This window comes from Muricoccus radiodurans (assembly GCF_050154705.1).
GTDB classification, from domain to species: domain Bacteria; phylum Pseudomonadota; class Alphaproteobacteria; order Acetobacterales; family Acetobacteraceae; genus Roseomonas; species Roseomonas radiodurans.
This window is the reverse complement of record NZ_CP189561.1, coordinates 798,882-823,084: the sequence shown is the minus strand read 5'-3', so window position 1 is coordinate 823,084 and position 24,203 is coordinate 798,882. Positions and strand designations below refer to the sequence as shown.

The following is a 24,203-nucleotide window of genomic DNA, read 5'->3' as shown; positions in this document are numbered from 1 at the left end:
CCGGCGGGTCAGGTCGGGGCGGTCGGCCGCCGCTTCTGGAAATGTGCGAGCGACCCGGCCGGGTGGGTGCTGTGGTTCGCGTGCTTGTAGGGCGAGACGTGCACGACGGGGTCGTGTCGCTCCAGGAAGTCGATCGCGGCGTCCATGACGGGCGATCCGCGATAGGAGTCGTGCAGGATCACGTGGCCGCCCGGCTGAAGCGCTGGGTACCAGGTCTCCAGATCGGCCGTGCAGCCCTCGTAGCTGTGGTCGCCGTCAATGAAGAGCAGGTCGTAGGGGACGATGCCGTCGTGCTCGCGGGTGCGGGAATCGCCGACGATCAAGTGTGGACGGTTGGCCACGCCCGCGCCCTCCATCGCGGCCAGCAGCGCCTGGTCGTTCCGGGGCGCAATGTCGATGGAGACGAGGGGAACCGCTGGGTTCGCGCAGGCCATCAGGAAGATGCTGCCCCCGTTAAAGCGGCCGATCTCCAGGATGCCGATCCGCGCGCGGGCCGCCACCATGAAGAGGTATTCGGCCTCCCAGGGGTCCTGCCGGATGAAGACCCGCGGCAGCTCTGACCGGTGCGAAAGAAAGTGCCGGCGGCGGTTGGCCACTGTCTTCGCCCAGGTCGGCTCGTGCGGCTGGTTGAGGTTCTTCTCGCGCAGGCTGCCGCCGAAGCGCTGGAGGAAGGTGTCGAAATCCATGGGCGGCTCCTGAGCGGCCCCGGCGCGCCGGGCTCGCGCGGGCTCCTTCGCTCCGGGCTATGGCAGGTGGTCCCTGCGGCGACAACCGGGGGCGCCCATGCAGGGCGCCCGGACCTCAGCCGGCTTCGAGGGCTGCGACGTCCAGCAGCCGCTGCAGCACCTCGGGCTCCTGCGCGCCGGCGATGGCGTGGCGGCCGGAGATCACGAAGCAGGGCACGCCGTTGATGCCGAGGCGATGGGCGCGGAGGTTCTCGGTGTGGACGACCTCCGTCTCATGCTCCCCGGCGAGGAAGCGGCGGACAGCCGCGCGGTCCAGCCCGGCGGCGGCGCCGATGGCGGCCAGGGTCGCGTGGTCGCCGATATCCGCGCCCTCGGTAAAATGGGCGAGGAAGATGCGGTCCACCACCTCGTCCCCGGCGCCCCGGCGGGAGGCCAGGCGGACGAGGCGGTGTGCGTCCAGGGAGGAGGGGACGCGGCGGATAAGGTCAAAACGGAAGGGCACGCCCTCGGCTCGGCCGAGTTCCGTCAGGGTGGCGTGCAGGCGCCGGGCGCGGTCGGGACCGCCGGGCTTGCGGCCGGGCTCGCTGCCCGGCAGGTCCGGGTTCAGGAGGAAGGGCCGCCAGAGGATGTCCGCCATGATGTCCGGCCGGGCGCGCAAGGCGGTGCGCAGCCGCCGTGTGCCGAGGAAGCACCAGGGGCAGACGAGGTCGAAGACGACTTCGATCGGGAGCCGCGTGCGGGGTGGCGCAAGGACGTTCACGGGTTGATCCTACAGCCGCGGCCGGGGGGCAGGCCAGGGAGAAGGGGGGATCCGGCTTGGCCGGTCCATGGGCGTGACGCATAGTGGTGGCCTGTCCGCAGGACCGCGGCCGACCCGTCCCGAGCGAGATGCCGAACCCCTACGCGAGCAGTCCCGACACCGCCTTCTGGTCCCGTGCTGTGGCGCGCGCGCCGGACGGCGTGGTGGACCCGGTGGTGGACGTCCCGTTCCGGATCACCCCGGCCGATCCGGTGGCGACGGCGGGAAGCTGCTTCGCCCAGCACATCTCCCGGCACCTGCGGAGCAGGGGTTTCTGCTATCTGCAGGCCGAGGATTCGGTCGGGGAGGACCCGCATGGCTACGGGCTGTTCTCGGCCCGATACGGCAATGTCTACACGGTGCGGCAGTTGCTCCAGCTGATCGATAGGACCTACGGCCTTTTCGATCCGCGGCACGGGGTCTGGGTGCGTGCGGACGGCCGCTTCGTGGACGCGTTCCGGCCCCGCATCCTGGCCGAAGGGTCTGCGAGCGCGGCCGAGGTGGCGGCGGCGCGCGACGCGCACCTCCTGGCGGTCCGCCGCGTGCTGGAGGATTGCTCGGTGTTCGTCTTCACCCTCGGCCTGACGGAGGCCTGGGTGGATGACGCGGACGGGGCGGTCTTCCCGCTGGCGCCGGGCGTGGTGGCGGAGCCGCCGGAGGGCGCGGGGATCCGCTTCCACAACTTCTCGATCGACGAGGTTCGAGCGGACCTGGCCCTGGTGATCGAGGGGTTGCGCGCGGTGAATCCGGACGTCCGGGTCGTGCTGACCGTCTCGCCGGTCCCGCTGATCGCCACCGGCACGGCGAAGCACGTGCTGCCGGCAACCGTCTATAGCAAGTCGGTGCTGCGCGTCGCGGCCGAGGAGGCAGCGGGGCGGTTCGAGGGCGTAGCCTATTTCCCGTCCTACGAGATCATCACCGGGCCCCAGGCGCGGGGGCGAACCTTCGCGGCCGATCTGCGGACGGTGACGGATCAAGGCGTGGCCACCGCGATGTCAGTGTTCGAGCGGCACTTCCTGACGACTGAGACGCAGGCGCGGCCGAAGCTCGCCGGCGAGATGCCTGTGCGTCCGGCGACAGCTCCGGGGCGGACCATCGCGTCGGTGTCGGAAGAGCTCGATCCGGAGCTGGCGGCGACGCTGCGGGTCATCTGCGACGAGGAAGAGATCGAGCGGTCCCTCGGGGCCTGACGAGGGAGGAACGATGCGCTTCGCGGTCATCGGCAACTGCCAGACGGCCATCTTCCGCGACTCCGTCCTGGCCTACCTGCCCGGCGCGACCGTGGAGCACTTCGATATCACGCGCGCGGAGGTGGTGAACACGGCGGCCGACATCGCGGCGGGCCTCGGGCGGTTCGACAAGGTCTTCGCGCAGCCGATCTTCGAGGAGCGGCTGGGGCCGCTGCGGCAGGAGCCGCTCCTGGCCGCCCGGCCGGACACGGTGCTGATCCCCGGGATCGCCTTCACGGGATTCCAGCCGGATTGCATTTATCTGCGGGATGCCAAGGGCGGGCTGAAGTCGCCGCTGAGCGCCTATCACTCCGCCATCGTGGCGGGCGCCTTCACGCTGGGGCTCACGGCGGAGCGGACGGCGGGGCTGTTCAACGCGCTGGTCTACTCGCGGCTGGGCTATTTCGACGAGTACGAGAAGGCGGAGGCGGGCCTTGTCAAACACTTCTCCCGGCTGAAGCTGGACCTGACCGGGCGCGTGCGCGATTGGCAACGCTTCGGACCCTTCATGTACACAATCAACCACCCCCGCAGCATCGCGGTCGCGGAGATGACGCGGCTGGTGCTGGAGCAGCACGGATACACGGTGCGGGGCATGGAGGACATTCGCGACGTGCTGGGGGAGCGGCTGGGGCTCCATCCCGTCTACCCGGTCTATCCGGAGATCGGGCGACGGATCGGGGTGTCGGGCCACACGCTGTTCCGGAATTCCATTCACGGGTCGAACGCCATCGACGTGATGGACCTGCGAGCCTTCATCGCGCGGAGCTTCGAGTCCTACGAGGAATACCCGGACCGCGTGGCAGAAGCCGTCGCGGCCGCCCCGCGCGCGAAGGCGGTGCAGGGTCTCCTGAGCCGGCAAGGTGTCGGCAGCGTGCGCGCGGCCGCCTGAAGGCGCCACCACGGTCAGCGGTGGCTCGTTACGCCGACCTGGCGGCACATGGAGAGCAGGACGCAGGTGGAGCAATGCGGGCGCTCCCCCGTGCAGATGAACTTGCCGAAGGGGACGAGGCGCTCGTTGATCTCGATCCAGTAGCGGCGGGGCAGGACGGCCTCGAGCGCGGTCATGCTGCGCTCCGGCGTCGACGCTGAGATGTAACCCCAGCGGTTGGCGATGCGGTGGACGTGGATGTCCACGGCGATGGCGGGCTGGTCGAACGCTACACCCAGGGTGAGGGCGGCGATCTTCGGACCGATGCCGCGGAATGCGGTCAGACCCTCCATCGTGTCCGGCACCTCGCCGCCATACTCCTCGAGGATGCGACGGGACAGGGCGAGGATGTCCCGCGCCTTCGGCTCGGGGAAGGTCGCGCCGTGGAGAAGGTCAATCAGCTCGGGCTCGGAGAGGCGCACCATCTCGGCCGGGGTGCGGGCGACGGCGAAGAGGCGGAGGCAGACGGGCGTGGTCGTCTCGTCCCTCGTGCGCGCGGAGATGAGGGCGGCCACGAGTTGCTCGAACGGGGTGCCGTGGCCCCGGTCGCGCAGATCGAACATCGCGGCCTTCGGCTTGTCGGCCAGCACGCGGCGCAGGCGCCGGAACGCCTCGTCCACGTCGAAGGGCTCTTTCGGACCGCGGTGCGGGACCGGGGACAGGGCTCGGGCCGGCGCTGCCGTTTGGGGGGCTGGCATGCAGGGTAGAACGCGGCAGGAGTCCGCGGGATGCCCCGGTCCGCGATGGCGCGCGGACCGGGGCCGGAAGGTCAGGGAGCGTGCTGCGGGGCGGCTCGCATGTCGGGCGGGGTCTCGAAGGTCCGGCGCGCCACGCCGCGGGCCGCCTCGGGACCGCCAGGGAATCCGCTGCGGTCCGCGTAATTCCGGTGGGCGCCCCTGCTGCGCCGGTGCCGGGCGTGAAGCGCCTGGGCGCAGACGATGTCGAGGACTGTGACGCCGATCACGGCGACCAGGGCGACGCGGACATTGTCCTGCTTCGGGTTCCTCCGGTCATCGGCCGCCGCGAGAGCCGCGATGTCCAGCGCGTCGCCGGCGATGCGGCCGAGGATGGCCGGTCGGGTGTCCACGGAGAGCGCCATGATCCCGGCCCCGAGCTCGCGCGCCCCGAAGGCGCGGATCAGGCCCTCATGCCCCCTGATGCCGAGGAAGCGGGCGAGCCCGCGGGCGCAGAACAGCTCGGCGAGGCCGAGGCCGATCGAGAACCAACCAAGGCCGCGCGCGAGCTTGTCCGCCGACGCCAGGGAGCTGGGACCGGTGGCCAGGATCTTCGGGTCGCCTGGGGAGCGGGCGAGGTTCGTAAAGCGTGTGAGGGAGAGCATGCGCGGCACCTCAGGGCTTGAGGACGACTTTGATGCAGCTGTCCTGCTTGTCGCGGAACACCTGGTACATCTCCGGTCCGTCCTCGAGCGGAACGGTGTGGGTGATGACGAAGGAGGGGTCGATCTGCCCTTCCTCGATCCGCCGGAGGAGGTCGTCGGTCCAGCGGTTCACGTGGGTTTGGCCCATCCGGAAGGTCAGGCCCTTGTTCATGGCGATGCCCATCGGGATCTTGTCCACTAGGCCGCTATAGACGCCGGGAATGGAGATGACGCCAGCGGGGGCGCAGACGTAGATCATCTCCCGCAGGACGTGGGGACGGTCGTTCTCCATCACCATCATCTGCTTCGCGCGGTCGAGGATGCTGTCGGGGTGGCTGGGGGAGACGTGCGCCTCAAGCCCGACGCAGTCGATGCACTTCTCCGGCCCCTTGCCCGCGGTCAGGTCGTTCAGGCGCTGGATGACGCTCTCCTGCTTGAAGTTGATGGTGATGGCGCCGGCCGCCTCGGCCATGCTGAGGCGCTCCGGCAGATGGTCGATGGCCACGACCTGCCGGGCGCCGAGAAGGATGGCGCTGCGGATGGCCATCTGCCCCACCGGTCCGCAGCCCCAGATCGCGACGGTGTCCGTGGGCTGGATGTCGCACTGGACCGCTCCCTGCCACCCCGTCGGGAAGATGTCGGATAGGAAGAGGAGCTTCTCATCCGGGATGCCCTCCGGCACCTTGATGTGGGTCGCATCCGCGAAGGGCACGCGGAGGTATTCGGCCTGGCCGCCGGGGTAGCCGCCCGTCAGGTGCGTGTAGCCGAAGAGGCCGGCCGTGGTATGGCCGAAGACCTTGTCCGCAAGGCCCTTGTTACGGTTCGTGCGCTCGCAGACCGAGAAGTTGCCCCGTTTGCACTGGTCGCACTCGCCGCAGATGATGGTGAAGGGGACGACGATCCGGTCCCCGACCTTCAGCTTCTCCCTCGCGCCCGGGCCGACCTCCACCACCTCGCCCATGGACTCATGGCCCATGATGTCGCCGGGCATCATGGCCGGGATGAAGTTGTGGAAAAGGTGCAGGTCCGAGCCGCAGATTGCGCAGCTCGTGACCTTGATGATGACATCGCGCGGATCTTCGATCTCCGGATCCGAGACCGTGTCGCAGCGGATGTCTTCCTTGCCGTGCCAGACAAGCGCCTTCATCGCGAACTCCTGATCAGGGGCGGCCGGCCGGCTGGGGCGGACGCCGGCGCCGGCGCAGTAACCGCCGAATCCGTCAGGTGTTTCCGTCGCAGACCGGGAAACCTGTTCAGCCGCTCACGCTCAAGGCTCTGATTCGACGAGGTTTTCGGCCGCTAAGGCACCGCCGAGATGCCGGCCAGGTGGCGGATGGGGTGGGATTCGAACCCACGGAAGGCTTGCACCTTCGGCGGTTTTCAAGACCGCTGCCTTAGACCGCTCGGCCACCCATCCCGGGACACTGCGGCGACACCGGGTTACAACGGCACCGGGCAAAGGGAAACCATGATGCGACTTGCTGCGGGCTGTCTGATGATCTTGCTGGGCGTCGCGCCCGCGGCGATAGCGCAGACACAGGTCCAGCCGACGGTGAACAGGCCGGACTACGCCGGCACGCTCAGCCTGACGATCGAGAACGACGTCTTCGGCGGGACGGACCGGTATTACTCCAACGGCTTCCTGATCGCATGGCAGTCCCCGACCGCCTTCCTGCCGGCTCCGATCTCCTGGGTTGACCGGCAACTCGACGCGGCCTTCGGTCCGGCGGACCTGCGCTGGGGCCTCTCGTTCGGGCAGAACATCTTCACCCCGCAGGAGACTCAGCGGCGGACCCCCGATCCGCGGGACCGGCCCTATGCCGGTTATCTTTACGGGGCCGCGACACTCGTGCGGACGGCGGACGCGGCGCTCCCCTGGGAAGGGGGCGGGCGGCGCTATGGCAGCCAGACGCTCTTCGAGTTGCAGCTCGGCGTCGTCGGCCCTTCAGCGCTGGGGGAATTCGTGCAGAACAACTGGCACGACCTTCTCCGGATCCGGAATGCCGAGGGGTGGGACCGGCAACTGAAGGACGAGTTCGCCGCGACGGCGTTGGTCGAGCGGCGCTGGCGCCTGCCGCTGGGCCAGGTGGCGGGCCTGGAGACCGAAGTCATCCCGGTCCTCTCGGCGGCGGTCGGGAATGTGCAGACCTATGCCGCGGGCGGGGCCATGTTCCGGATTGGGGACGGGCTGCGGCGGGACTGGGGCCCCGTCCGCATCCGGCCGGCGCTGGCCGGATCGGGTTTCGTCTCGCCGGAGCGGACGCAGCCCAATGACCACTTCGGCTGGTACGTTTTCGCCGGGCTAGAGGGGCGGGCGGTGGCGCGCGACATCTTCCTGGACGGAAACACCTGGCGGGACGGACCGCGCGTGGACAAGCGCATCTTTGTCGGGGACATGCAGCTGGGCGCCGCGGTGGTCTGGGGCGACTGGCGGGTGGCCTATACGCAGGTGTACCGGACGGAGGAGTTTTACGGCCAGCGCGGGCGGCAATCCTTCGGCAGCTTCAGCGTGTCCTACCGGTTCTGACGGTCAGCGCCGAGCGGCAGCCGCGGTCGGCGCAACGGCTCCGTTGCCCGGGGCCGCGGGACATGGCAGGTGTCGCGTCATGTCCGACCTCCGCCGCCGGTCCCTCTTCCTGCTGCCCGCCCTTGCCGTGGCCGCCCCCGCCCGGGCTCAGCAGGGAAGCTTCGACAGTTTCCTGGAAGGCGTAGGGGCCGAGGCGAGGCGGAACGGCATCTCGGCGACCACGATCCAGCGGGCGCTGAGCAACATCCGGCCGAATGACCGTGTGATCGAGCTTGACCGGCGCCAGCCGGAGGGCACGATGACCTGGGACACCTACCGGGACCGGGCCGTCAGCCAGCAGCGCATCGACAACGGGCGGCGCATGGCCATGGACAACCGGCCGCTGCTCCAGTCTCTGGAGGCGCGGTACCGTGTGCCGGCCCGGATCATGCTCGCGATCTGGGGCATCGAGACGAGCTACGGCACCAACACCGGCGGCTTCAACGTGGTCGAGGCGCTGGCGACGCTGGCCTGGGAGGGCCGGCGCGCCAGCTTCTTCCGGGCGGAACTGATGGCGGCGCTGCGCATCCTGGATGCCGGACATGTCGCGCCGGAGCGGATGCGCGGCTCCTGGGCCGGGGCGATGGGGCATCCGCAGTTCATGCCGACGAGCTTCGAGCGGCTCGCCGTCGATGCGGACGGCGACGGGCGGAAGGACATCTGGGACAGCCGGGCCGACGCGCTCGGCTCGATCGGCAACTACCTCTCGCGCAGCGGTTGGCGCGAGGGAGAGCGCTGGGGACGGGAGGTGCTGCTGCCCGCCGGCTTCGACACCAGCCAGGCCACGCGGGAGAACGTTCGGCCCGTCCGGGACTGGGCGCGGGCGGGCGTCACCACGACGGATGGCAGCAGCCTTGCGGGTTCGGACATGCCTGGCGCCGTTATGCTTCCGGGCGGACCCACGGGCAGTCAGCAGGCGTTCCTCGTCTTCCACAACTTCAATGTCATCCGGCGCTACAACCCCTCGAACTACTACGCCACCGCGGTCGGCCTCATCTCCGACCGGGTCATGTGAGGGCTCTCGCCGCCGGGCTCCTGTTGCTGGCGGGCTGCGCCGCGGCGCCGCCCGCGCCGGCGCCGCAAGGGCGCTACCTTGTCGGTGAGCCCTATGCACTCGGCGGGCGCTGGTCCTACCCGCGGGAGGACACCACCCTCGTGGAGACAGGTCTGGCGTCCGTGCTGCCCGACGGCCCGGCTGGGCGCGCCACGGCCAACGGGGAGCGCTTCGATCCTGCGGCGCTGATGGCGGCGCACCGGACCCTTCAGCTTCCGGCTGTGGTGCGGGTGACGAATCTGGAGAACGGGCGATCCCTGGCCGTGCGGGTGAACGACCGCGGGCCGACCGAAGCGGGGCGCGTGATCGGGCTGTCGCGCCGGGCGGCCACGCTTCTCGGCGTGGCCGTGGACCGGCCGGCGCGGGTGCGGGTGGCGGTGGACGGCGCCCTCTCCCGCGCGGTCGCCGGCGCGTTGCCGCGCCCACAGGACGGGCCGCGGGTGGAGACGGCGCCGGTCGGCACCGTGGACCGTGAGAGCCTGGCACCGCCGGAGGGAGCACGCCAGGCGATGCGGGTGCGCGAGGGGCGCGGGCCTGTGGTGCCCGTCGCGGCAGAGGAGTCCACGAGCCTGCCCGACGTGGAGTTGCCGGGGGCGGTGACCCAGGGCGCGCCGGAGGCAGGAGCGCTCTACGTTGAGGGAAGCCGCTTCACGAGCCAGGAGTTGGCCGGGCGGCAGGCGGCGCGGATGGGCGGGGCGCGGGTCCAGCCGGTGGGCACCGGCCGCCGGACGGAATGGCTCGTTCGCCTGGGGCCCCTGAATTCGGCCGCGGAGGCCGACAGGGCGCTTGAGGCCGCCCTACGCGCGGGCGTATCGGAAGCACGAGTCGTGGTGGATTAGGGGAGGGGGCTCTCATGCCGCATCGTCGGGAGATCGTGGCGGGGGTTGCTGCCTCGCTGGCCCTGGGGGCGTCCGAGGCCCGGGCCCAGGCGCGGAACCAGCCCGCGCGCGGCCGCGCGCCCGCGCCACCGGCGGGAACACCCGCCAACACGCCGCTCGGGCCCGTGGACGTGGTGGGGCGGCAGGCCATCATCGTGGACGCCGACACCGGCGCCGTGCTGCTGGAGAAGAACGCGGACGAGCGGATGCCGCCGTCATCCATGTCCAAGCTGATGACGATGTACGTCGTCTTCGACCTGCTGAAGCAGGGGCGGCTGCAGCTCGACCAGCAATTGCCGGTCAGCGAGCGCGCCTGGCGGATGCAGGGCAGCAAGATGTTCGTCCAGATCGGCTCCTCGGTGCGGGTCGAGGACCTGATGCGCGGCGTGATCGTGCAATCGGGCAACGACGCCTGCATCGTGCTGGCCGAGGGGATCTCGGGCAGCGAGACGCAGTTCGCCGAGATGCTGAACGACTACGGGCGGCGGATCGGGCTGACGGCGAGCACCTTCCGCAACGCTACCGGCTGGCCGGACCCGGAGCACCGGATGTCGGCGCGGGACCTCTCGATCCTCGCGCGGCGGGTGATCAACGATCATCCGGAATATTACCGATACTACTCCGAGCGCTCCTTCCGCTGGAACGATATCAACCAGGAGAACCGCAACCCGCTGCTGGGACGCGTGGCTGGGGCGGACGGGCTCAAGACCGGGCATACGGAGGAGGCGGGCTACGGCCTGACCGGCAGCGCCAAGCGGGGGGACCGGCGGCTGATCCTCGTCGTGAACGGCATGCCGAGCATGGCCGTGCGGCGGGAGGAGACGGAGCGCCTGATGGAGTGGGGCTTCCGCGAGTTCGAGAACGTGGCGCTGTTCCGCGCCTCCGACACGATCGAGGAGGCGCCGGTCTACCTGGGCGAGCGGGTAAAAGTGCCGCTGGTGGGCGGGCGGGACGTGGTGCTGACGCTGCCGCGCCAGTGGCGCCGGAACCTGCAGGTGAAGATCCGATATGACTCGCCGGTGCCGGCGCCGGTCGCGCGCGGGCAGGAGCTGGGGCGGATGGAGGTGTCCGGCCAGGGCGTGCCGAACATGTCCGTGCCGCTGCTGGCCGGTGCCGACGTGGCGCGGCTCGGGCTGCTGCCGCGGATCCCGGCGGTGATCGGGCGCTGGGTGACCGGGACCTGACCCGCACCACGGCGAAGGGGCGGTTCATCACGCTGGAAGGCGGGGAGGGGGCGGGGAAGACCACCCTTTCCCGCGCCCTGGCGGGCGCGCTGGCGGCACGGGGCCGTCCCGTGCTGCGGACCCGCGAGCCGGGCGGCGCGCCGGGCGCCGAGGCGATCCGCGGGCTGTTGCTCGGGCGCGGGCCCTGGGACCCGGTGGCGGAGGCGATGCTGCACTTCGCCGCGCGGCGGGAACACTTGGCCCGGACCGTGTTGCCAGCGCTGGAGTCCGGGATCTGGGTGGTGTGCGACCGCTTCGCGGACAGCACGCTCGCCTATCAGGGCGCGGGGCAGGGGCTCTCCCGCGATGTATGGGAGAGGCTCTGCGACCTCGCACTCGGGGCGCTGCGGCCGGACCTGACCCTGGTTCTGGACCTGCCGCCGGAACGGGGGATGGGGCGGGCGCTCTCGCGCGGGGACGCGAACCGGTATGAGCAGGCGGGCGACGCCTTCCACGCCCGCGTGCGGGCGGCCTTTCTGGAGATCGCGGCGCGGGAGCCCGGGCGTTGCGCGGTATTGGACGCGGGACAGCCGGCCGAAGCGGTGCTCGGCTCTGCGCTGGGTCTCGTGACGGAGCGACTGGAGGGATGAACCTGCCGCCCGAGCCGCGGTCGAATCCGGAGCTCATCGGCCACGACGCTGCCGCCCTGATGCTGCGAGACGCGGCCCTGTCGGGGCGTCTGCACCATGGGTGGATGATCGCCGGGCCGGGTGGGGTGGGCAAGGTGACGCTCGCCTACCGATACGCACGCTGGATGCTGGCGGGGATGCCGTCCGGCCCCTCACCGCTGGTGCTCGAGGCGGATCATCCGGCGTTCCGCCGCGTCGCCGCGGGCACGCATGCCGACCTGCGGACCCTGGCGCCGAACACCGGCGAAAAGGGCAAGAAGCTGCTGATCCGGGTGGACGATGTCCGGGAACTCCCGCGTTTCCTGGCGATGACGCCGGCCGAGGGCGGGTGGCGCGTCGTGGTGGTCGAGCAGGCCGAGGCGATGAACGAGCAGGCGCAGAACATGCTCCTGAAGACGCTGGAGGAGCCGCCGCCGCGGGCCGTGCTGGTTCTGACCTCGGACGCGCCGGACCGGTTGCTGCCGACAATCCGGAGCCGGGTGCGGCGGCTGGACCTGTTTCCGCTGGAGGAGTCGGACCTGGCCCGGCTGCTCGGGCGATGGTTGCCGGACATGGCAGAGGCGGACCGGGCGGTCCTGGCCGCGCTATCGGCCGGATCGCCCGGGCGGGCACTCTCGCTCGCCGAGGGGGATGGGCTGGAGATGTCGCGGGAGGTGCAGGGGTTCCTCGCGCGCCTGCCCCGGCCCGACCCGCGGGACCTGCACGCCCTGGCAGACCGGCTGGTGTCCCGGCGGGACGGCAGTGCCTTCGTGACCTTCATGACGCTGCTGCGAGACGCGATGGCGGGCGCGGTCCGGCGGGCCGGGCGCGGGGAGGGGGCGCCGACGTGGATGGCGGGGCGCGGCCTTGCCGACTGGGCGGGGCTGTGGGACATGCTCGGCCGGCTGGCCGACGAGACCGAGGCGCTGAACCTGGACCGCAAGCAGGCGGTGCTGACGGGGCTTTCCCGACTTTCGGCGCCCTGATCCCTCAGGGTCCCGCCGGCCGACGAGACGGGACAACGACATGAGCGGCGAGAGCGCCGCGGCCCCCGCGGGCCGCTTCTACCTGACGACGCCGATCTACTACGTGAACGACAAGCCGCATATCGGCCACGCGTACACCTCGCTGGCGGCGGACGTGCTGGCCCGCTGGAAGCGGCTGGAGGGGCGAGACGTCTTCTTCCTGACCGGCACGGACGAGCACGGGCAGAAGGTCGAGAAGGCGGCGGCGGATGCCGGGATGGAGCCGCAGGCCTTCACCGACCGGGTGAGCGGGAGTTTCCGCGACCTGGCGGTCCGGATGGGCTTCTCGAACGACGATTTCATCCGCACGACGGAGGAGCGCCACAAACGGGCCTGCGCCGCGCTTTGGGAGCGGCTGAAGGCGGCGGGCGACATCTACCTTGGGCATTACGAGGGCTGGTACGCGGTCCGGGACGAGGCCTTCTACGGTCCTGACGAGCTGATCGAGAAGGACGGCATCAAGCTCGCGCCGACTGGTGCGCCGGTGGAGTGGGTGAGGGAGCCCTCCTGGTTCTTCCGGCTCTCGGCCTGGGAGGAGCGGCTGCTCCGCTTCTATGAGGAGCATCCCGACTTCATCGCGCCGACGACGCGGCGGAATGAGGTGTTGGCCTTCGTGCGTTCCGGGCTGCAGGACCTGTCGATCAGCCGGACCTCCTTCCGCTGGGGCGTGCCGGTGCCCGGCGATCCGGAGCACGTGATGTATGTCTGGCTCGACGCGCTGACGAACTACATCACGGCCGTCGGCTACCCGGACGAGGGTGATCCACTCTGGCGCTTCTGGCCGGCGGACATCCATTTCGTCGGCAAGGACATCCTTCGGTTCCACGCGATCTACTGGCCGGCCTTCCTGATGGCCGCCGGCATTGAGACGCCACGGCGGATCTTCGCCCACGGGTGGTGGACGAATGAGGGGCAGAAGATCTCCAAGTCGCTGGGCAACGTCATCGATCCCCTGGCGCTGATCGACGAGTTCGGCCTGGACCCGGTGCGGTTCTTCCTGCTGCGAGAGGTGCCCTTCGGGAATGACGGCGACTTCTCCCGGCGCGCCCTGATCGGGCGGCTGAACAGTGAGCTGGCGAACGACCTGGGAAATCTGGCGAACCGGGTGTTGTCGCTGATCCAGCGGAACCTGGATGGGAGGCTTCCGGCCGCGGAGGCGCCGACCGAGGCGGACCAGCAATTGCTGGGTCCCGCGGATGCCCTGCCGGCCGGGGTAGCCGAAGCGCTCGACCGGCAGGCCTATCACGAGGCGCTGGAACGCGTCTGGCAGGTGGTGCGGCTGGGGAACTCCTGGATCGACGGGCAGAAGCCCTGGTCGCTGAAGAAGACGGACCCGGTGCGGATGGCGGCGGTTCTCCGGTCCTTGCACCAGGCGCTGCGGGTGCTGGCGACGGTGCTGCAGCCCTTCATGCCCGCGACGATGGCGGCGATGCTGGACCAGCTGGGCGTGGAAGCCGGCGAGCGGAGCCTTGCCGCACTCGCCGTGCCGCTGCCCGAAGGGCGGGCGCTGCCGCCCCCGGCGCCCCTGTTCCGCAAGATCGAGGACGCGGCCTGAGCCCGATGCTGGTCGATAGCCACTGCCACCTGGACTATTTCTCCGACGCGGAGGTGGGTGAGATCGTCGGGCGGGCGCGGGAGGCCGGGGTCGGCCGGATGGTGACCATCGGCACACGGATGGATCAGGCCCCCGCGGTGAAGGCCCTCGCCGAGCGGTTCCCCGACGTCTGGGGAACCGTGGGCGTCCATCCGCACAATGCGGGCGAGGGGGGGCTACCCGAGGTGAAGGAGCTGGTCGCCCTGACGGACCATCCGCGGGTCATCGGCATCGGTGAGTCCGGGCTGGATTACTTCTACGACAAGGCCCCCCGAGACCTGCAACAAGAGAGCTTCCGTCGGCATATCCGGGCGGCCCAGCAGACTGGGCTGCCGCTCGTGATCCATGCCCGGGACGCGGATGGCGACATGGCAACGATCTTGGCGGAGGAGCGAGCAGCGGGCGGTCCCTTCGGCGCCCTGCTTCACTGCTTCTCCTCGGGGCGGGCGCTGGCCGAGGCGGTGGTGGCCGAGGGTGGCTACGTGTCGCTCTCCGGCATCCTGACCTTTCCCAAGAGCGAGGGACTGCGCGAGATCGCGCGGGACCTTCCGGAGGACCGGCTGCTGGTGGAGACCGACAGCCCTTACCTCGCCCCAGTCCCGCTGCGGGGGAAGCGGTGCGAGCCGGCCTATGTCGCCCATACGGCGGCGGTGCTGGCGCGGGTGAGGGGCTGGGATGTGGCTCGCACCGCGGCCGTGACGACCGCGAACTTCGATCGGCTGTTCAGCAAGTGCCGTTAGGCGGCTGTCCTTGCTGAAAGTCACTGTCCTGGGATGCGGCGGCTCCGGGGGGGTGCCGCTGATCGGCGGTGAGGATGGGCGGGGTGATTGGGGTGCCTGCGACCCTGCTACGGTCCAGAACCGCAGGACGCGCTCAAGCATCCTGCTCCAAGGGTCGGACGGCGCCACCATCCTCGTGGACACGGGGCCGGATCTTCGGGCCCAGCTCCTGACGGCCGGCGTTCGGCGGGTAGACGCAATCCTGCTGACCCACGCCCATGCCGACCACATCATGGGCCTGGATGAAGTCCGACAACTGAACCGGATCATGGGACGCGCGCTGCCGATCTACGCCACCCAGGACACGCTGAATACGGTGACGCATCGCTTCGACTATGCGTTCCGGCCGGAGACCCAGGGCTTCTTCCGACCGGCACTGCTGGCCCGGCCGGTGGAGCCGGGGCAGGTGGTGGACATGGCGGGCCTGCCGGTCCGGATCTTCTCTCAGGACCACCGCGTCATGGAGACGCTCGGACTGCGGGTTGGCGGCTTCGGCTACTCCACCGACGTGGTCACCATGCCCGACGCCGGCTTCGCTGCCTTGGAGGGCGTGCGGACCTGGATGGTCGGTTGCTTCCAGCGCCGGCCGCACCCGGTCCACGCGGACGTCGCGACGGTGGAGCGGTGGGCCCGGCGGCTCCGACCAAACCGGACCGTGCTAACGCATATGGGACCCGATCTCGACTGGGGCTGGATGCGAACGTGGTTGCCGGCGGGCCTGGAGCCGGCGCATGACGGGATGGTCCTGGAGGTGCAGCGGTGACCATCGCCTTTTTTTACATAATCTTCATTATGCGACCGGCGGATTAGACAATGACTGGCGATCCAGCGGCGTCCCTTCTCCGCCTGCTCGCTTTGATGGCGCGCCTCCGGGCGCCGGACGGCTGCTCTTGGGACCAGGTTCAGGATTTCGGAACTATCGCGCCCTACACCGTCGAGGAAGGCCACGAGGTCGCGGACGCGATCGCCCGGGCGGACTGGTCGGCGTTGCGCGACGAGCTGGGCGATCTGCTGTTCCAAGTGGTCTATCACGCACAGATGGCGGCCGAGCGAGGTTGGTTTGACTTCTCAGGCGTGGCAGAAACTATCGAGAACAAGATGATAAGACGGCATCCTCATGTATTCGGTGATGCCGCTGCGCGGAACGCTGCCGAGCAGACGGTCGCCTGGGATGTGGTGAAGGCGGCCGAACGTGCGGCGCGGTTCGAGGCGGGTACGCTGGCCGGCGTGCCGGTCAACCTCCCTGCCCTCACGCGAGCGGAAAAGCTGACCCGCCGGGCCGGCCGGGTCGGCTTTGACTGGCCCGACGCCGCGCGGGTCCTGGACAAACTGGAGGAAGAAGCCGGAGAGCTTCGGGCCGAGCTGCCAGGCTCCGACCGGGCGCGCTTGGCCGATGAAGTGGGCGATCTGCTCTTCGTGGTAGCCAATCTCGCCCGTAAGCTCGACCTTGATCCGGAGGATTGCCTCCGCGGTGCGAACGCGAAGTTCGAGCGGCGGTTCGGGGCGGTGGAGGCGGCACTCGCGGTCGAGGGACGCACCCCAGGTGACGCCTCGCTCGAGGAGATGGAGGCGCTCTGGCAGGCTGCGAAGGCCGCGGAGCGATCGAGCTAGCTCTCAACCCTCAAGCAGGGCGCCGCGAACGGCCTCCCATGTGGCGCGATCGGGGGCAAGGATCAGGCCGCCGTCGCGATGGATGGCGGGATCATAGGGACTGCCGTCAAAGCGCGCCGCGTAGCCGCCGGCCTCGGCATGGATGAGCCAGCCGGGCGCATGATCCCACGGCATAAGCCGGTTGTAGAGCGCCGCGCTCGTATGGCCCCCGGCCAACAGGCGGTATTCGTGGGCGGCGCAGCGGAGGAGCCAGGTCCCGGCCAAGCGCGGCAGCCGGGCCGTCACAGCGCTCCGCGTCGGTTCGGGCAGGAAGCTGTAGGACACGGTGGCGAGCATCCGGCCCGGCGTCGTCGGTGCGGAGACGCGCAATGGGGCGCCCCGAATGCCGTCCGCGCCGGCGATCCAGGCACCCTGCCCCAGCGCCGCGATCGCCGTGTCGTCGCCGAGCGGATCGTGGATCCAGCCGGCGATCACCTTTCCGCGGGAGAAGGCGGCAGCCATGCAGCCGAAGAGCGGCAGGCCCGCCGCGAAGTTCGCGGTGCCGTCCACCGGGTCTACGACGAAGGCGGTCTCCGCCTCGGCGAGCTGGTCCATCAGGGCCGGCTGGGCGGCGCATGCTTCCTCCCCGACCACGACACAGCCGGGGAAACGGTCGGTCAGGGCCGCGGTGATGGCCCGCTCGGCGGCCTCGTCGGCGTCGGTGACGAGGTCCAGCGGGCCCGACTTCGCCCGGATGGCGCCGCTGGCAAGGCGGCGGAACCGGGGAAGGATCTCCGCGCGGGCGGCCTCGCGCAGGATCGCGGCGACGTCGCGGAGCGCGGCCTCGTCGAAAGGCCTCACGCGGCGCCGCGCTGGCCGAAGCGGTCCCGGTCGGCCACGGAAAGGCGGACGGAGAGCCGGATCACGTCGTCGGCGTCGAGGCGGTCCAGCACCACTCCGTGCTCGTAGAGCCAGGCGAGCGAGGCACCGTCCTCGGGGGCGACGGTGAACTCCTCCGTCACGAGGCCGGCGGCTAGGCGCGAGTCGAGCGCCGCGCGGAGCGTCTCGAGACCGTCTCCGGTCAGGGCGGAGACGGCGACGGTCCCCTCCCCGTTCGCCGGCGGTGGCGCCTCCATCAGGTCGGTCTTGTTCAGGACCTCGATGACGCGGGCTTCCCAATGCGCGTCCAGGGCTGCGTCCGCACCCTCCGCCATCTCGGTCAGCACGTGGAGGACATCGGCGCGCTGGGCGGCGGTGTCGGGGTGCGAGGCGTCGCGGACGTGAAGAATGACGTCGGCCGCCGCCACCTCTTCCAGCGTGGCGCGGAAGGCCTCCACAAGCTGGGTCGGCAGTTCGGAGATGAAACCCACCGTGTCCGAGAGGATCACGGTGCGGCCCGAGGGAAGACGGATCGCCCGCATCGTCGGGTCGAGCGTCGCGAAGAGCTGGTCCTGCGCATAGACGCCGGCGCCGGTCAGGGCATTGAACAGCGTGGACTTGCCGGCATTGGTGTAGCCGACGAGGGCCACCACGGGATAGGGCACCTTCCCCCGCGCCTTTCGGTGGAGCCCACGGGTCCGGCGGACCTGCTCCAGCTCCTTCTTCAGCTTGACGATGCGCTCGTCGATCAGCCGCCGGTCGATCTCGATCTGCGACTCACCGGGACCGCCGAGGAAGCCGAACCCGCCGCGCTGACGCTCAAGATGGGTCCAGGAGCGGACAAGGCGGGTGCGCTGGTAGGAGAGGTGGGCCAGTTCGACCTGGAGCGAGCCCTCCCGCGTCCGGGCGCGCTCCCCGAAGATCTCGAGGATCAGGCCCGTCCGATCGATGACCTTGCAGCCCCAGGCACGCTCCAGGTTGCGCTGCTGCACCGGCGTCAGGGCCGCGTCGACCACGACCACCTGAACGCCGTGCTGCTCGATGGCCACCCGGCTCGCCTCGACCTGCCCCTCTCCGAGGAGGGTGGCCGGGCGACGGGTGCGAAGCGGCAGGACGGCGCTATGGACGATCGCGACGCCGATGGACGCGGCAAGGCCGACCGCCTCCGCGAGGCGGGCCTCGGCGGCCCGGCTCGCACCGCGGTCGTCTGGTCCCACCGCGCGCGGCGGCCGCTCCCAGGGGAGGATGACGGCGGCGGGCGTCGGCCCGCCGGCGGTGTCAGTCGTGTTGGCCTGCAGGGACGGGCTCTCGGGGACCAAGGGTCATGGTGGATTCCCGCGCGGCGGTGCCACCCTGCGCGGGGGCCTGGGCGCCGGCGGAGGCGGCATCGAACAGCATGATCGGGGCGCCCGGCATCACGGTGCTGATCGCGTGCTTATAGACGAGCTGGGTGTGCCCGTCACGGCGCAGCAGCACCGAGAAATTGTCGAACCAGGTGATGATGCCCTGGAGCTTGACGCCGTTGACCAGGAAGACGGTGACGGGAGTCTTGCTCTTGCGAACGTGGTTCAGGAACACGTCCTGCACGTTCTGGGACTTCTCGGCAGCCATGGGCTGTGTCCTTCTTGTTCATTCCGCCCCGCCCTCCGGTTCCGGCTGGGTCAGTAGCGGATCACGGCGCGGTTGTTCTTCGTGCCCGAAGAATCCACCCCGGGCGCGGGCCCAGGGGCACGCGCCATCCCCCTCGACGGGCGGAGAGTCAGCCTATCTCAGCCCTCATTGCAAGCGCGGAGAGCGCGCTCGCCATCTCGTGCGATGTGGAAAAGTGCAACCGTGGCGCCGCAGCTTCCGCTCCGCCGTCGTGCGCGGCGTCGCCGAGCAGCACCGGGACGCAGCCCGCGGCCCGCGCGGCCTGCATGTCGAGGCGGGTGTCGCCGACATACCAAACCCCCTCCCCAGCCGGCACGCCGCATGCCGCACAGGCCAGGCGCATGGGGCGCGGATCCGGCTTATCGCCGGCCGCATCGCCCGCGCCGATCAGGGCGGTGAATTGCGCGGTCCAACGGAGATGCGCCGCCTCCGCCCGCAGCAGCGCCCCCTGCTTATTGGAGAGCACGGCGAGCGGAGCGACGGCGGCCGCCGCTGCCAACAGGTCCGAGGCGCCGGGCATCGGACGAAGGACGGCGAGGTGCATGGCCCGGACGCCGGCGTAAAAGATGTCCCGCGCTCGCTCCCATCCCTGCCCGAAGAGGACCGGGAAGCTGTCGCGCAGGGAGTGGCGGACGCGCGCGCGGACCTCCTCCAGCGACCACTCGGGCAGGCCGAATTCGCGAAAGGCGGCGTTCAGCCCGGCCTGGATGGCGGGCCAGCCATCGACCAGAGTGTTGTCCCAGTCCCAGACGATGGCGCGGGGCGGCGTCACGCGGCCAGGGCTGCTCCGGGCGCGTTGCGAGGTGGCCCCTTCACGTGCCGAGCAAAGATCTCAAAGAGGCGGCGGGCGACAGGGCCGGGCCTGCCATCCGCGACGGGGCGGCCATCCACGCTGAGGACCGGCTTCACGAAGGAACCGGCGGAGGTGATGAAAGCCTCACGGGCGGTCGCGAGTTCGTCCAGGGACACGGGGCGCTCCTCGGCGTGCAAGCCGTGAGCGGCCATCTCGGCCAGCAGAGCGGCGCGCGTGCAGCCGGGCAGGATCGGGTGGCCCAGGGGCGGGATCCGGATGACGCCGGCGGCGTCGACGACCCAGAGACTCGTCGCCGCACCCTCGGTCACCATTCGGGTCGCGGGGTCATACAGGATCGCCTCCCCTGCCCCGGCGTCCTTCGCCGCCTGGCGGGCAAGGACGTTGGGAAGGAGGTTCACGCTTTTGATGTCGCGCCGCGCCCAGCGAAGGTCGGGATGGGTGATCGCGGCGATGTTCCAGCCCTCGATCGAGGCGGGATAGGGCACGCCGTGGCGGGAGGTGACGACGAGGCTGACCGGCGGCGCGACCTTCGGAAAGGCGTGGTCGCGCCGGGCGACGCCGCGGCCGACCTGCATGTAGACCATTCCTTCCTTCACGCGGTTGCGCCGGACCACCTCCTCCAGCACGAGGCGGAGCGAGGCCATCGGCATGGGCATGGGCAGGCGGATCTCGCCCACCGAGCGCTCGAGGCGCGCGAGGTGGAGGTCGGCGTCGATGAATCGGCCGCCGTAGACGTGGATGACCTCGTAGATGCCGTCCCCGAACTGGTAGCCGCGGTCCTCGATGTTCACGCAGGCATGGCGCTGGGCGACGTAGCGCCCGTTCACATAGGCAATGCGGGACATCAGGACGACGTGACCGGCGTGCGGTCCTCGGCCTGGACGCCGAGGAACTTCAGCTTGCGGTGCAGGGCCGAGCGCTCCATCCCCACGAAGTTCGCGGTCCGACTGATGTTGCCGCCGAAGCGGAGGAGCTGGGCCTCGAGGTATTGCCGCTCGAACAGCTCACGCGCGTCTCGCAGGGGCAGGGTCATGATCTCCGACGAGCGATCCAGCTTCAACATGGCGGGGGCGGAGGAGGAGATTTCGGGCGGCAGCATCTCCGGCCGGATCGGGTCCTGCGGGGTGCCGGGCGCCATGATGAGCAGCCAGTCCACAAGGTTCCGGAGCTGGCGGACATTGCCCGGCCAGTCATACGCCTGCATGGCGGCCATCGCGTCCTCGGAGATCTCGCGCGGCGGGTTGCCGGAGCTCTCCGCGGACTTCGCCATGAAGTGGCGCGCGAGGGCCGGCACGTCCTCCCGCCGCTCCCGCAGCGCGGGCATGCGCAGCGGCACGACGGCGAGGCGGTAGTAAAGGTCCTCCCGGAAGCGGCCGGCCGCGATCTCGGCGGAGAGGTCGCGGTTGGTGGTGGCGGTGACGCGGACGTCGACCTTCACCCGCGTCGCGCCGCCGATCCTCTCGAAGCCCTGCTCCTGCAGCGCCCGCACGATCTTTCCCTGGGTTTCCAAGGGCATGTCGGCGACTTCGTCGAGCAGCAGCGTGCCGCCGTTCGCGCGTTCCAGCACACCCTGACGGCGCGGCGAGTCGCCGGTCGCCTCGACGCCGAACAACTCCTCCTCAAAGCGGGCGGGGTTCAGCGTGGCGCAGTTCAGCGCAACGAAAGGCTCGTCGGCCCGTCGGGAGCGGGCGTGGATCATCCTCGCCGCCACCTCCTTGCCGGAGCCGGCCGGGCCGGTGAGCAGCACGCGGGAGCCGGTGGGGGCGACCTTCTCGATCGCGTTCCGCATCTGCACCATCAGGGCGGAGGTGCCGATCAGCTCCCGCTCCGCGCCGCTGCGCAGGCGCAGCTCCGAGTTTTCCCGCTTCAGGCGGGCGGCCTCCAGTGCGCGGGACACGATGAGCAGGAGGCGGTCGGACTTGAACGGCTTCTCGATGAAGTCGTAGGCGCCCTGTTGGATCGCCTGCACCGCCGTCTCGATCGTCCCGTGGCCGGAGATCATCACCACCGGAACACGCGGCTCCTCCCGGTGCAGCGCCTCCAGGATGCCCAGCCCGTCCAGGCGGGAATTCTGTAACCAGATGTCGAGGATGACGAGGTTCGGCTGCTTCTGCCGGAAGGCGGCCAGGGCCTGGTCGCTGTTGGCGGCCTGCCGCGTGCCGTAGCCCTCGTCGGACAGCACGCCCTCGATCAGGGCGCGGATGTCCGGCTCGTCGTCCACGATGAGGATGTCATGCGCCATGGCGCAGCATCTCCGTCCCCTGCTCCAATGGCCCCTGCCCCGACTGTTGGTCCGCCTCCGCCAGCGGCAAGGTCAGGGTGGCGCGTGCCCCACCCCCGGCCCCGTCCGTGAGCGTCAGCCCGCCCCCATGGTCCTCCATGATCTTCTTCACGATGGCAAGTCCGAGCCCCGTGCCCTTCGGCTTGTGGGTGACATACGGTTCCGTGAGCCGGTCCCGCTCCCCGCCTTCCGGAAGGCCGATTCCGTTGTCTTCCACGCTGATATGCAGCCACTCGCCGGCGTGGGAAACCTCCACCCTGACCTCCCCGCCCGTCTCACCCTCCGGTCGCATCGCCACAGCGTCCGCGGCGTTCTGGAGGAGGTTGGTCAGGGCCTGGTTCATCAGCCGGCGATCGCAGCGGACGACAGCCGGGCGGTCGGGCAGCCGCAGATCGTAGCGAATGCCGGGATGCGCGTCCCGCTGGAGGACCAGGGCGTCGCGGACCAGCTGGTTGGGGTTCTCGTCCCGCATCACGGGCTGGGGCATGCGGGCGAAGGCGGAGAACTCGTCCACCATGCGGCCGATGTCGCCGACCTGGCGGACGATGGTATCCGTGCAGGCGCGGAAGGTGTCCGGGTCGTCCGTGATCTGCTTGAGGTAGCGGCGCTTCAGGCGCTCCGCGGAGAGCTGGATGGGCGTGAGCGGGTTCTTGATCTCGTGCGCGATCCGTCGCGCCACGTCGGCCCAGGCGGCCATGCGCTGGGCGGACAGCAGCTCCGTGATGTCGTCGAAGGTGAGCACGTACCCGGTCAGACCGCCGGTACCGAACTCCGCCCCGATCCGGGCAAGCAGGGTCCGGCGGCCGGTGGGGCGAAGGACGGGGATCTCCTCGGTCCGCGCACGCTCCGGCGTCGCTGCGGCGGCAGCGAGGAAGGCGCGGAACTCCGGCACCACCTCCGCGAGCGGCTGGCCCACCGTGGCGTCCAGGTCCTGGCCGAGGAGTTCGCTCGCCGGACGGTTGGGCAGGTTGATCCGGCCCTCGGCATCGAGGCCGATGACGCCGGCGGAGACGCCGGCCAGCACCCCCTCCGTGAAGCGGCGCCGTTCGTCCAGCTGCCGGTAGGCTTCCAGCAACTCGCTCCGCTGGGCCGCGAGCTGGTTCGTCATCCGGTTGAAGGCGCGTGAGAGGGAGCCGACCTCGTCGTCGGCCGCCCCTTCCTCCACCCGGACGGAGAGGTCCCCTCCCCGCACCCGCTCCGCCGCGTTGATGAGGCGGGAGATGGGACGGGCGAGCTGGTTCGCGAAGACGAGCCCCATCAGCACCGCCGCCATCAGGACGAGCAGCGCCGCGATGGCGAAGATCATCGCGAAGGTGACCTGCAGGCCGGACCGGTTTCGGTCGAGCTGGTCGTATTCGGCGAAGGTCAGCTCGGTCCGGCGCATATGCTCCAGGATGCCGGGGTCGACGGGGCGGCCGATCAGCAGAAAGAGCCCGGGCTCGATGTCCAGCATGACGAGGCCGCGGACACGCCCCTCCTCGCCTTCGCCGGGCAGGACGGCCACCTCGCCGGCGCGGGCAGCCTCCATGGCGGCGTCGGAGGGCGGCTCCATTTCGGAAGTCTGACCGAGGCCGGCATCGGCGATCAGGCGGTTCGTGGCGGGGTCGAAGACGATCGCTTCCGTCAGGTTCCGCAGCGCCGTGTGGGTGGTGAGGACCTGGCTGAAGCCGAAGGTGTTGTCCGGCAGAAGGGAGGAGGCGCGGTTCAGCTCCGCGGCGATGGCCAGGGCGTCCGCCCGGATGGCGTTGCGGTGCTCGTCCAGATAGGCGCGGGAGGCGACGAGGCTCGCCTCCAGCGTGCCGCGCACCCGGTCGCTGAACCAGGCCTGGATGCCGAGGTTGAAGAAGACGGCCGCGAAGACAGCGACGAGGATGGCCGGCACCACCGCCACCACGCCGAAGAGCAGGACGAGGCGGACATGCAGGCGCGATCCCGCACTGCCGCGCCGCCTCTCCGCCCAGACGCGGACGAGCCGCCCGGCGAGCGAGGCCGCGAGGAGCAGCACGAAGGCGGCGTTCACCAGAACGACGGTGGCGGTCTGGGCGTGGCTGGTCGGGCCGAACGGGCTTCCGCCGGAGAGAAGCGTGAAGGTCGCGATGCCCACCAGCAGCGCACCGACCGCGAGGCCGAGCGTCATCGCACGGCCCAGCAGCAGGTCCGCCACGCGGCGGGCGAGGCCGCGCGGCGGCTTGGCGCGGTCGGAGGTCATGCCGGAGGTTCCCATGGCCCCCAGCCTAGC

Annotated in this window: 24 protein-coding genes and 1 tRNA gene; 12 read left to right on the top strand and 13 right to left on the bottom strand. The window is 70.4% G+C overall.

The features are described 5' to 3' along the window. Positions 1 to 8: 8 nt before the first annotated feature. The gene (locus ACP6CK_RS04030) at positions 9 to 686 is read right to left on the bottom strand and encodes a class I SAM-dependent methyltransferase (RefSeq protein WP_426957489.1); all 678 of its coding nucleotides are present in this window, start codon (positions 684 to 686) and stop codon (positions 9 to 11) included. A 115-nt stretch (positions 687 to 801) separates the two neighbouring features. Then, on the bottom strand, positions 802 to 1,446 hold the full coding sequence (locus tag ACP6CK_RS04025) for a DsbA family oxidoreductase (RefSeq protein ID WP_426957487.1): 645 nt from the start codon (positions 1,444 to 1,446) through the stop codon (positions 802 to 804). Positions 1,447 to 1,532: 86 nt separating this feature from the next. Between ACP6CK_RS04025 and ACP6CK_RS04020 the strand changes: the two genes are divergently transcribed. Both ACP6CK_RS04020 and ACP6CK_RS04015 read left to right on the top strand, forming a co-directional pair. Then, entirely contained in the window at positions 1,533 to 2,675 is a 1,143-nt protein-coding gene (locus ACP6CK_RS04020; RefSeq protein ID WP_426957485.1) for a GSCFA domain-containing protein, read from the top strand. A 13-nt stretch (positions 2,676 to 2,688) separates the two neighbouring features. Continuing rightward, positions 2,689 to 3,606 carry a WcbI family polysaccharide biosynthesis putative acetyltransferase gene (locus ACP6CK_RS04015; RefSeq protein WP_426957483.1) on the top strand — a complete coding sequence of 306 codons (918 nt, stop codon included), beginning with the start codon at positions 2,689 to 2,691 and terminating at the stop codon, positions 3,604 to 3,606. A 14-nt stretch (positions 3,607 to 3,620) separates the two neighbouring features. Here the strand turns inward: ACP6CK_RS04015 and ACP6CK_RS04010 are convergent, their stop codons facing one another. From ACP6CK_RS04010 to ACP6CK_RS03995, 4 genes are all read right to left on the bottom strand, one after another. Next, positions 3,621 to 4,265 (bottom strand): endonuclease III domain-containing protein, encoded by a 645-nt coding sequence (locus tag ACP6CK_RS04010; protein WP_426957482.1) that lies wholly within the window; start codon positions 4,263 to 4,265, stop codon positions 3,621 to 3,623. A gap of 149 nt (positions 4,266 to 4,414) precedes the next feature. Then, a complete protein-coding gene (locus ACP6CK_RS04005; RefSeq protein WP_426957480.1) occupies positions 4,415 to 4,984 on the bottom strand; it encodes a hypothetical protein in 570 nt (189 codons plus the stop codon). A gap of 10 nt (positions 4,985 to 4,994) precedes the next feature. Continuing rightward, positions 4,995 to 6,170, bottom strand: coding sequence for a zinc-dependent alcohol dehydrogenase (locus ACP6CK_RS04000; RefSeq protein WP_426957478.1), 1,176 nt, complete (start codon positions 6,168 to 6,170; stop codon positions 4,995 to 4,997). Between the two features lie 180 nt (positions 6,171 to 6,350). Then, positions 6,351 to 6,440: transfer RNA gene (locus tag ACP6CK_RS03995), tRNA-Ser, on the bottom strand. 51 nt (positions 6,441 to 6,491) lie between these two features. On the opposite strand from ACP6CK_RS03995, the gene ACP6CK_RS03990 reads away from it, so the two are divergent. From ACP6CK_RS03990 to mazG, 10 genes are all read left to right on the top strand, one after another. Beyond that, positions 6,492 to 7,550, top strand: a complete 1,059-nt coding sequence (locus ACP6CK_RS03990) for a lipid A deacylase LpxR family protein (protein WP_426957476.1) — start codon at positions 6,492 to 6,494, stop codon at positions 7,548 to 7,550. Positions 7,551 to 7,629: 79 nt separating this feature from the next. After that, a complete protein-coding gene (locus ACP6CK_RS03985; protein WP_426957474.1) occupies positions 7,630 to 8,604 on the top strand; it encodes a lytic murein transglycosylase in 975 nt (324 codons plus the stop codon). Beyond that, the gene (locus ACP6CK_RS03980; protein WP_426957472.1) at positions 8,601 to 9,482 is read left to right on the top strand and encodes a septal ring lytic transglycosylase RlpA family protein; all 882 of its coding nucleotides are present in this window, start codon (positions 8,601 to 8,603) and stop codon (positions 9,480 to 9,482) included. The genes ACP6CK_RS03985 and ACP6CK_RS03980 overlap by 4 nt, the downstream gene beginning before the upstream one ends. A 14-nt stretch (positions 9,483 to 9,496) precedes the next feature. Next, on the top strand, positions 9,497 to 10,705 hold the full coding sequence (locus ACP6CK_RS03975; protein WP_426957471.1) for a D-alanyl-D-alanine carboxypeptidase family protein: 1,209 nt from the start codon (positions 9,497 to 9,499) through the stop codon (positions 10,703 to 10,705). Then, positions 10,702 to 11,334 (top strand): dTMP kinase, encoded by a 633-nt coding sequence (gene tmk, locus ACP6CK_RS03970; RefSeq protein WP_426959862.1) that lies wholly within the window; start codon positions 10,702 to 10,704, stop codon positions 11,332 to 11,334. Before ACP6CK_RS03975 ends, tmk begins: the two co-directional genes overlap by 4 nt. Beyond that, a complete protein-coding gene (locus ACP6CK_RS03965) occupies positions 11,331 to 12,338 on the top strand; it encodes a DNA polymerase III subunit delta' (RefSeq protein WP_426957470.1) in 1,008 nt (335 codons plus the stop codon). The genes tmk and ACP6CK_RS03965 overlap by 4 nt, the downstream gene beginning before the upstream one ends. Before the next feature lie 40 nt (positions 12,339 to 12,378). Beyond that, positions 12,379 to 13,932 carry a methionine--tRNA ligase gene (metG, locus tag ACP6CK_RS03960; RefSeq protein ID WP_426957469.1) on the top strand — a complete coding sequence of 518 codons (1,554 nt, stop codon included), beginning with the start codon at positions 12,379 to 12,381 and terminating at the stop codon, positions 13,930 to 13,932. A 5-nt stretch (positions 13,933 to 13,937) separates the two neighbouring features. Next, a complete protein-coding gene (locus ACP6CK_RS03955) occupies positions 13,938 to 14,711 on the top strand; it encodes a TatD family hydrolase (protein ID WP_426957468.1) in 774 nt (257 codons plus the stop codon). 13 nt (positions 14,712 to 14,724) lie between these two features. Then, a complete protein-coding gene (locus ACP6CK_RS03950) occupies positions 14,725 to 15,513 on the top strand; it encodes an MBL fold metallo-hydrolase (RefSeq protein ID WP_426959860.1) in 789 nt (262 codons plus the stop codon). Positions 15,514 to 15,563: 50 nt separating this feature from the next. Continuing rightward, complete coding sequence (gene mazG, locus ACP6CK_RS03945) at positions 15,564 to 16,361, top strand: nucleoside triphosphate pyrophosphohydrolase (RefSeq protein ID WP_426957467.1); 798 nt, start codon at positions 15,564 to 15,566, stop codon at positions 16,359 to 16,361. A gap of 3 nt (positions 16,362 to 16,364) precedes the next feature. Here the strand turns inward: mazG and ACP6CK_RS03940 are convergent, their stop codons facing one another. From ACP6CK_RS03940 to ACP6CK_RS03910, 7 genes are all read right to left on the bottom strand, one after another. Continuing rightward, positions 16,365 to 17,201, bottom strand: a complete 837-nt coding sequence (locus tag ACP6CK_RS03940; RefSeq protein ID WP_426957465.1) for an inositol monophosphatase family protein — start codon at positions 17,199 to 17,201, stop codon at positions 16,365 to 16,367. Next, complete coding sequence (gene hflX / locus ACP6CK_RS03935) at positions 17,198 to 18,517, bottom strand: GTPase HflX (protein ID WP_426959859.1); 1,320 nt, start codon at positions 18,515 to 18,517, stop codon at positions 17,198 to 17,200. The genes ACP6CK_RS03940 and hflX overlap by 4 nt, the downstream gene beginning before the upstream one ends. Next, positions 18,498 to 18,830 (bottom strand): RNA chaperone Hfq, encoded by a 333-nt coding sequence (gene hfq, locus ACP6CK_RS03930; protein ID WP_426957464.1) that lies wholly within the window; start codon positions 18,828 to 18,830, stop codon positions 18,498 to 18,500. The genes hflX and hfq overlap by 20 nt, the downstream gene beginning before the upstream one ends. 148 nt (positions 18,831 to 18,978) lie before the next feature. Continuing rightward, a complete protein-coding gene (locus ACP6CK_RS03925) occupies positions 18,979 to 19,641 on the bottom strand; it encodes an HAD family hydrolase (RefSeq protein WP_426957463.1) in 663 nt (220 codons plus the stop codon). After that, positions 19,638 to 20,528, bottom strand: a complete 891-nt coding sequence (locus ACP6CK_RS03920) for a D-amino-acid transaminase (RefSeq protein WP_426957462.1) — start codon at positions 20,526 to 20,528, stop codon at positions 19,638 to 19,640. The genes ACP6CK_RS03925 and ACP6CK_RS03920 overlap by 4 nt, the downstream gene beginning before the upstream one ends. Further along, positions 20,528 to 21,925 carry a sigma-54-dependent transcriptional regulator gene (locus tag ACP6CK_RS03915; RefSeq protein ID WP_426957461.1) on the bottom strand — a complete coding sequence of 466 codons (1,398 nt, stop codon included), beginning with the start codon at positions 21,923 to 21,925 and terminating at the stop codon, positions 20,528 to 20,530. Before ACP6CK_RS03915 ends, ACP6CK_RS03920 begins: the two co-directional genes overlap by 1 nt. Beyond that, the gene (locus tag ACP6CK_RS03910) at positions 21,915 to 24,173 is read right to left on the bottom strand and encodes an ATP-binding protein (protein WP_426957460.1); all 2,259 of its coding nucleotides are present in this window, start codon (positions 24,171 to 24,173) and stop codon (positions 21,915 to 21,917) included. Before ACP6CK_RS03910 ends, ACP6CK_RS03915 begins: the two co-directional genes overlap by 11 nt. Positions 24,174 to 24,203: the final 30 nt, after the last annotated feature.

Coding starts and splice junctions, on each gene's coding strand:
- ACP6CK_RS04030 (WP_426957489.1), bottom strand. CDS start 686: ATGGATTTCGACACCTTCCTCCAGCGCTTCGGCGGCAGCCTGCGCGAG.
- ACP6CK_RS04015 (WP_426957483.1), top strand. CDS start 2,689: ATGCGCTTCGCGGTCATCGGCAACTGCCAGACGGCCATCTTCCGCGAC.
- ACP6CK_RS03965 (WP_426957470.1), top strand. CDS start 11,331: ATGAACCTGCCGCCCGAGCCGCGGTCGAATCCGGAGCTCATCGGCCAC.
- metG (WP_426957469.1), top strand. CDS start 12,379: ATGAGCGGCGAGAGCGCCGCGGCCCCCGCGGGCCGCTTCTACCTGACG.
- ACP6CK_RS03955 (WP_426957468.1), top strand. CDS start 13,938: ATGCTGGTCGATAGCCACTGCCACCTGGACTATTTCTCCGACGCGGAG.
- ACP6CK_RS03910 (WP_426957460.1), bottom strand. CDS start 24,173: ATGACCTCCGACCGCGCCAAGCCGCCGCGCGGCCTCGCCCGCCGCGTG.
- ACP6CK_RS04005 (WP_426957480.1), bottom strand. CDS start 4,984: ATGCTCTCCCTCACACGCTTTACGAACCTCGCCCGCTCCCCAGGCGAC.
- ACP6CK_RS03990 (WP_426957476.1), top strand. CDS start 6,492: ATGATGCGACTTGCTGCGGGCTGTCTGATGATCTTGCTGGGCGTCGCG.
- mazG (WP_426957467.1), top strand. CDS start 15,564: ATGACTGGCGATCCAGCGGCGTCCCTTCTCCGCCTGCTCGCTTTGATG.
- ACP6CK_RS03920 (WP_426957462.1), bottom strand. CDS start 20,528: ATGTCCCGCATTGCCTATGTGAACGGGCGCTACGTCGCCCAGCGCCAT.
- ACP6CK_RS03915 (WP_426957461.1), bottom strand. CDS start 21,925: ATGGCGCATGACATCCTCATCGTGGACGACGAGCCGGACATCCGCGCC.
- ACP6CK_RS03985 (WP_426957474.1), top strand. CDS start 7,630: ATGTCCGACCTCCGCCGCCGGTCCCTCTTCCTGCTGCCCGCCCTTGCC.
- ACP6CK_RS03975 (WP_426957471.1), top strand. CDS start 9,497: ATGCCGCATCGTCGGGAGATCGTGGCGGGGGTTGCTGCCTCGCTGGCC.
- hfq (WP_426957464.1), bottom strand. CDS start 18,830: ATGGCTGCCGAGAAGTCCCAGAACGTGCAGGACGTGTTCCTGAACCAC.
- ACP6CK_RS04000 (WP_426957478.1), bottom strand. CDS start 6,170: ATGAAGGCGCTTGTCTGGCACGGCAAGGAAGACATCCGCTGCGACACG.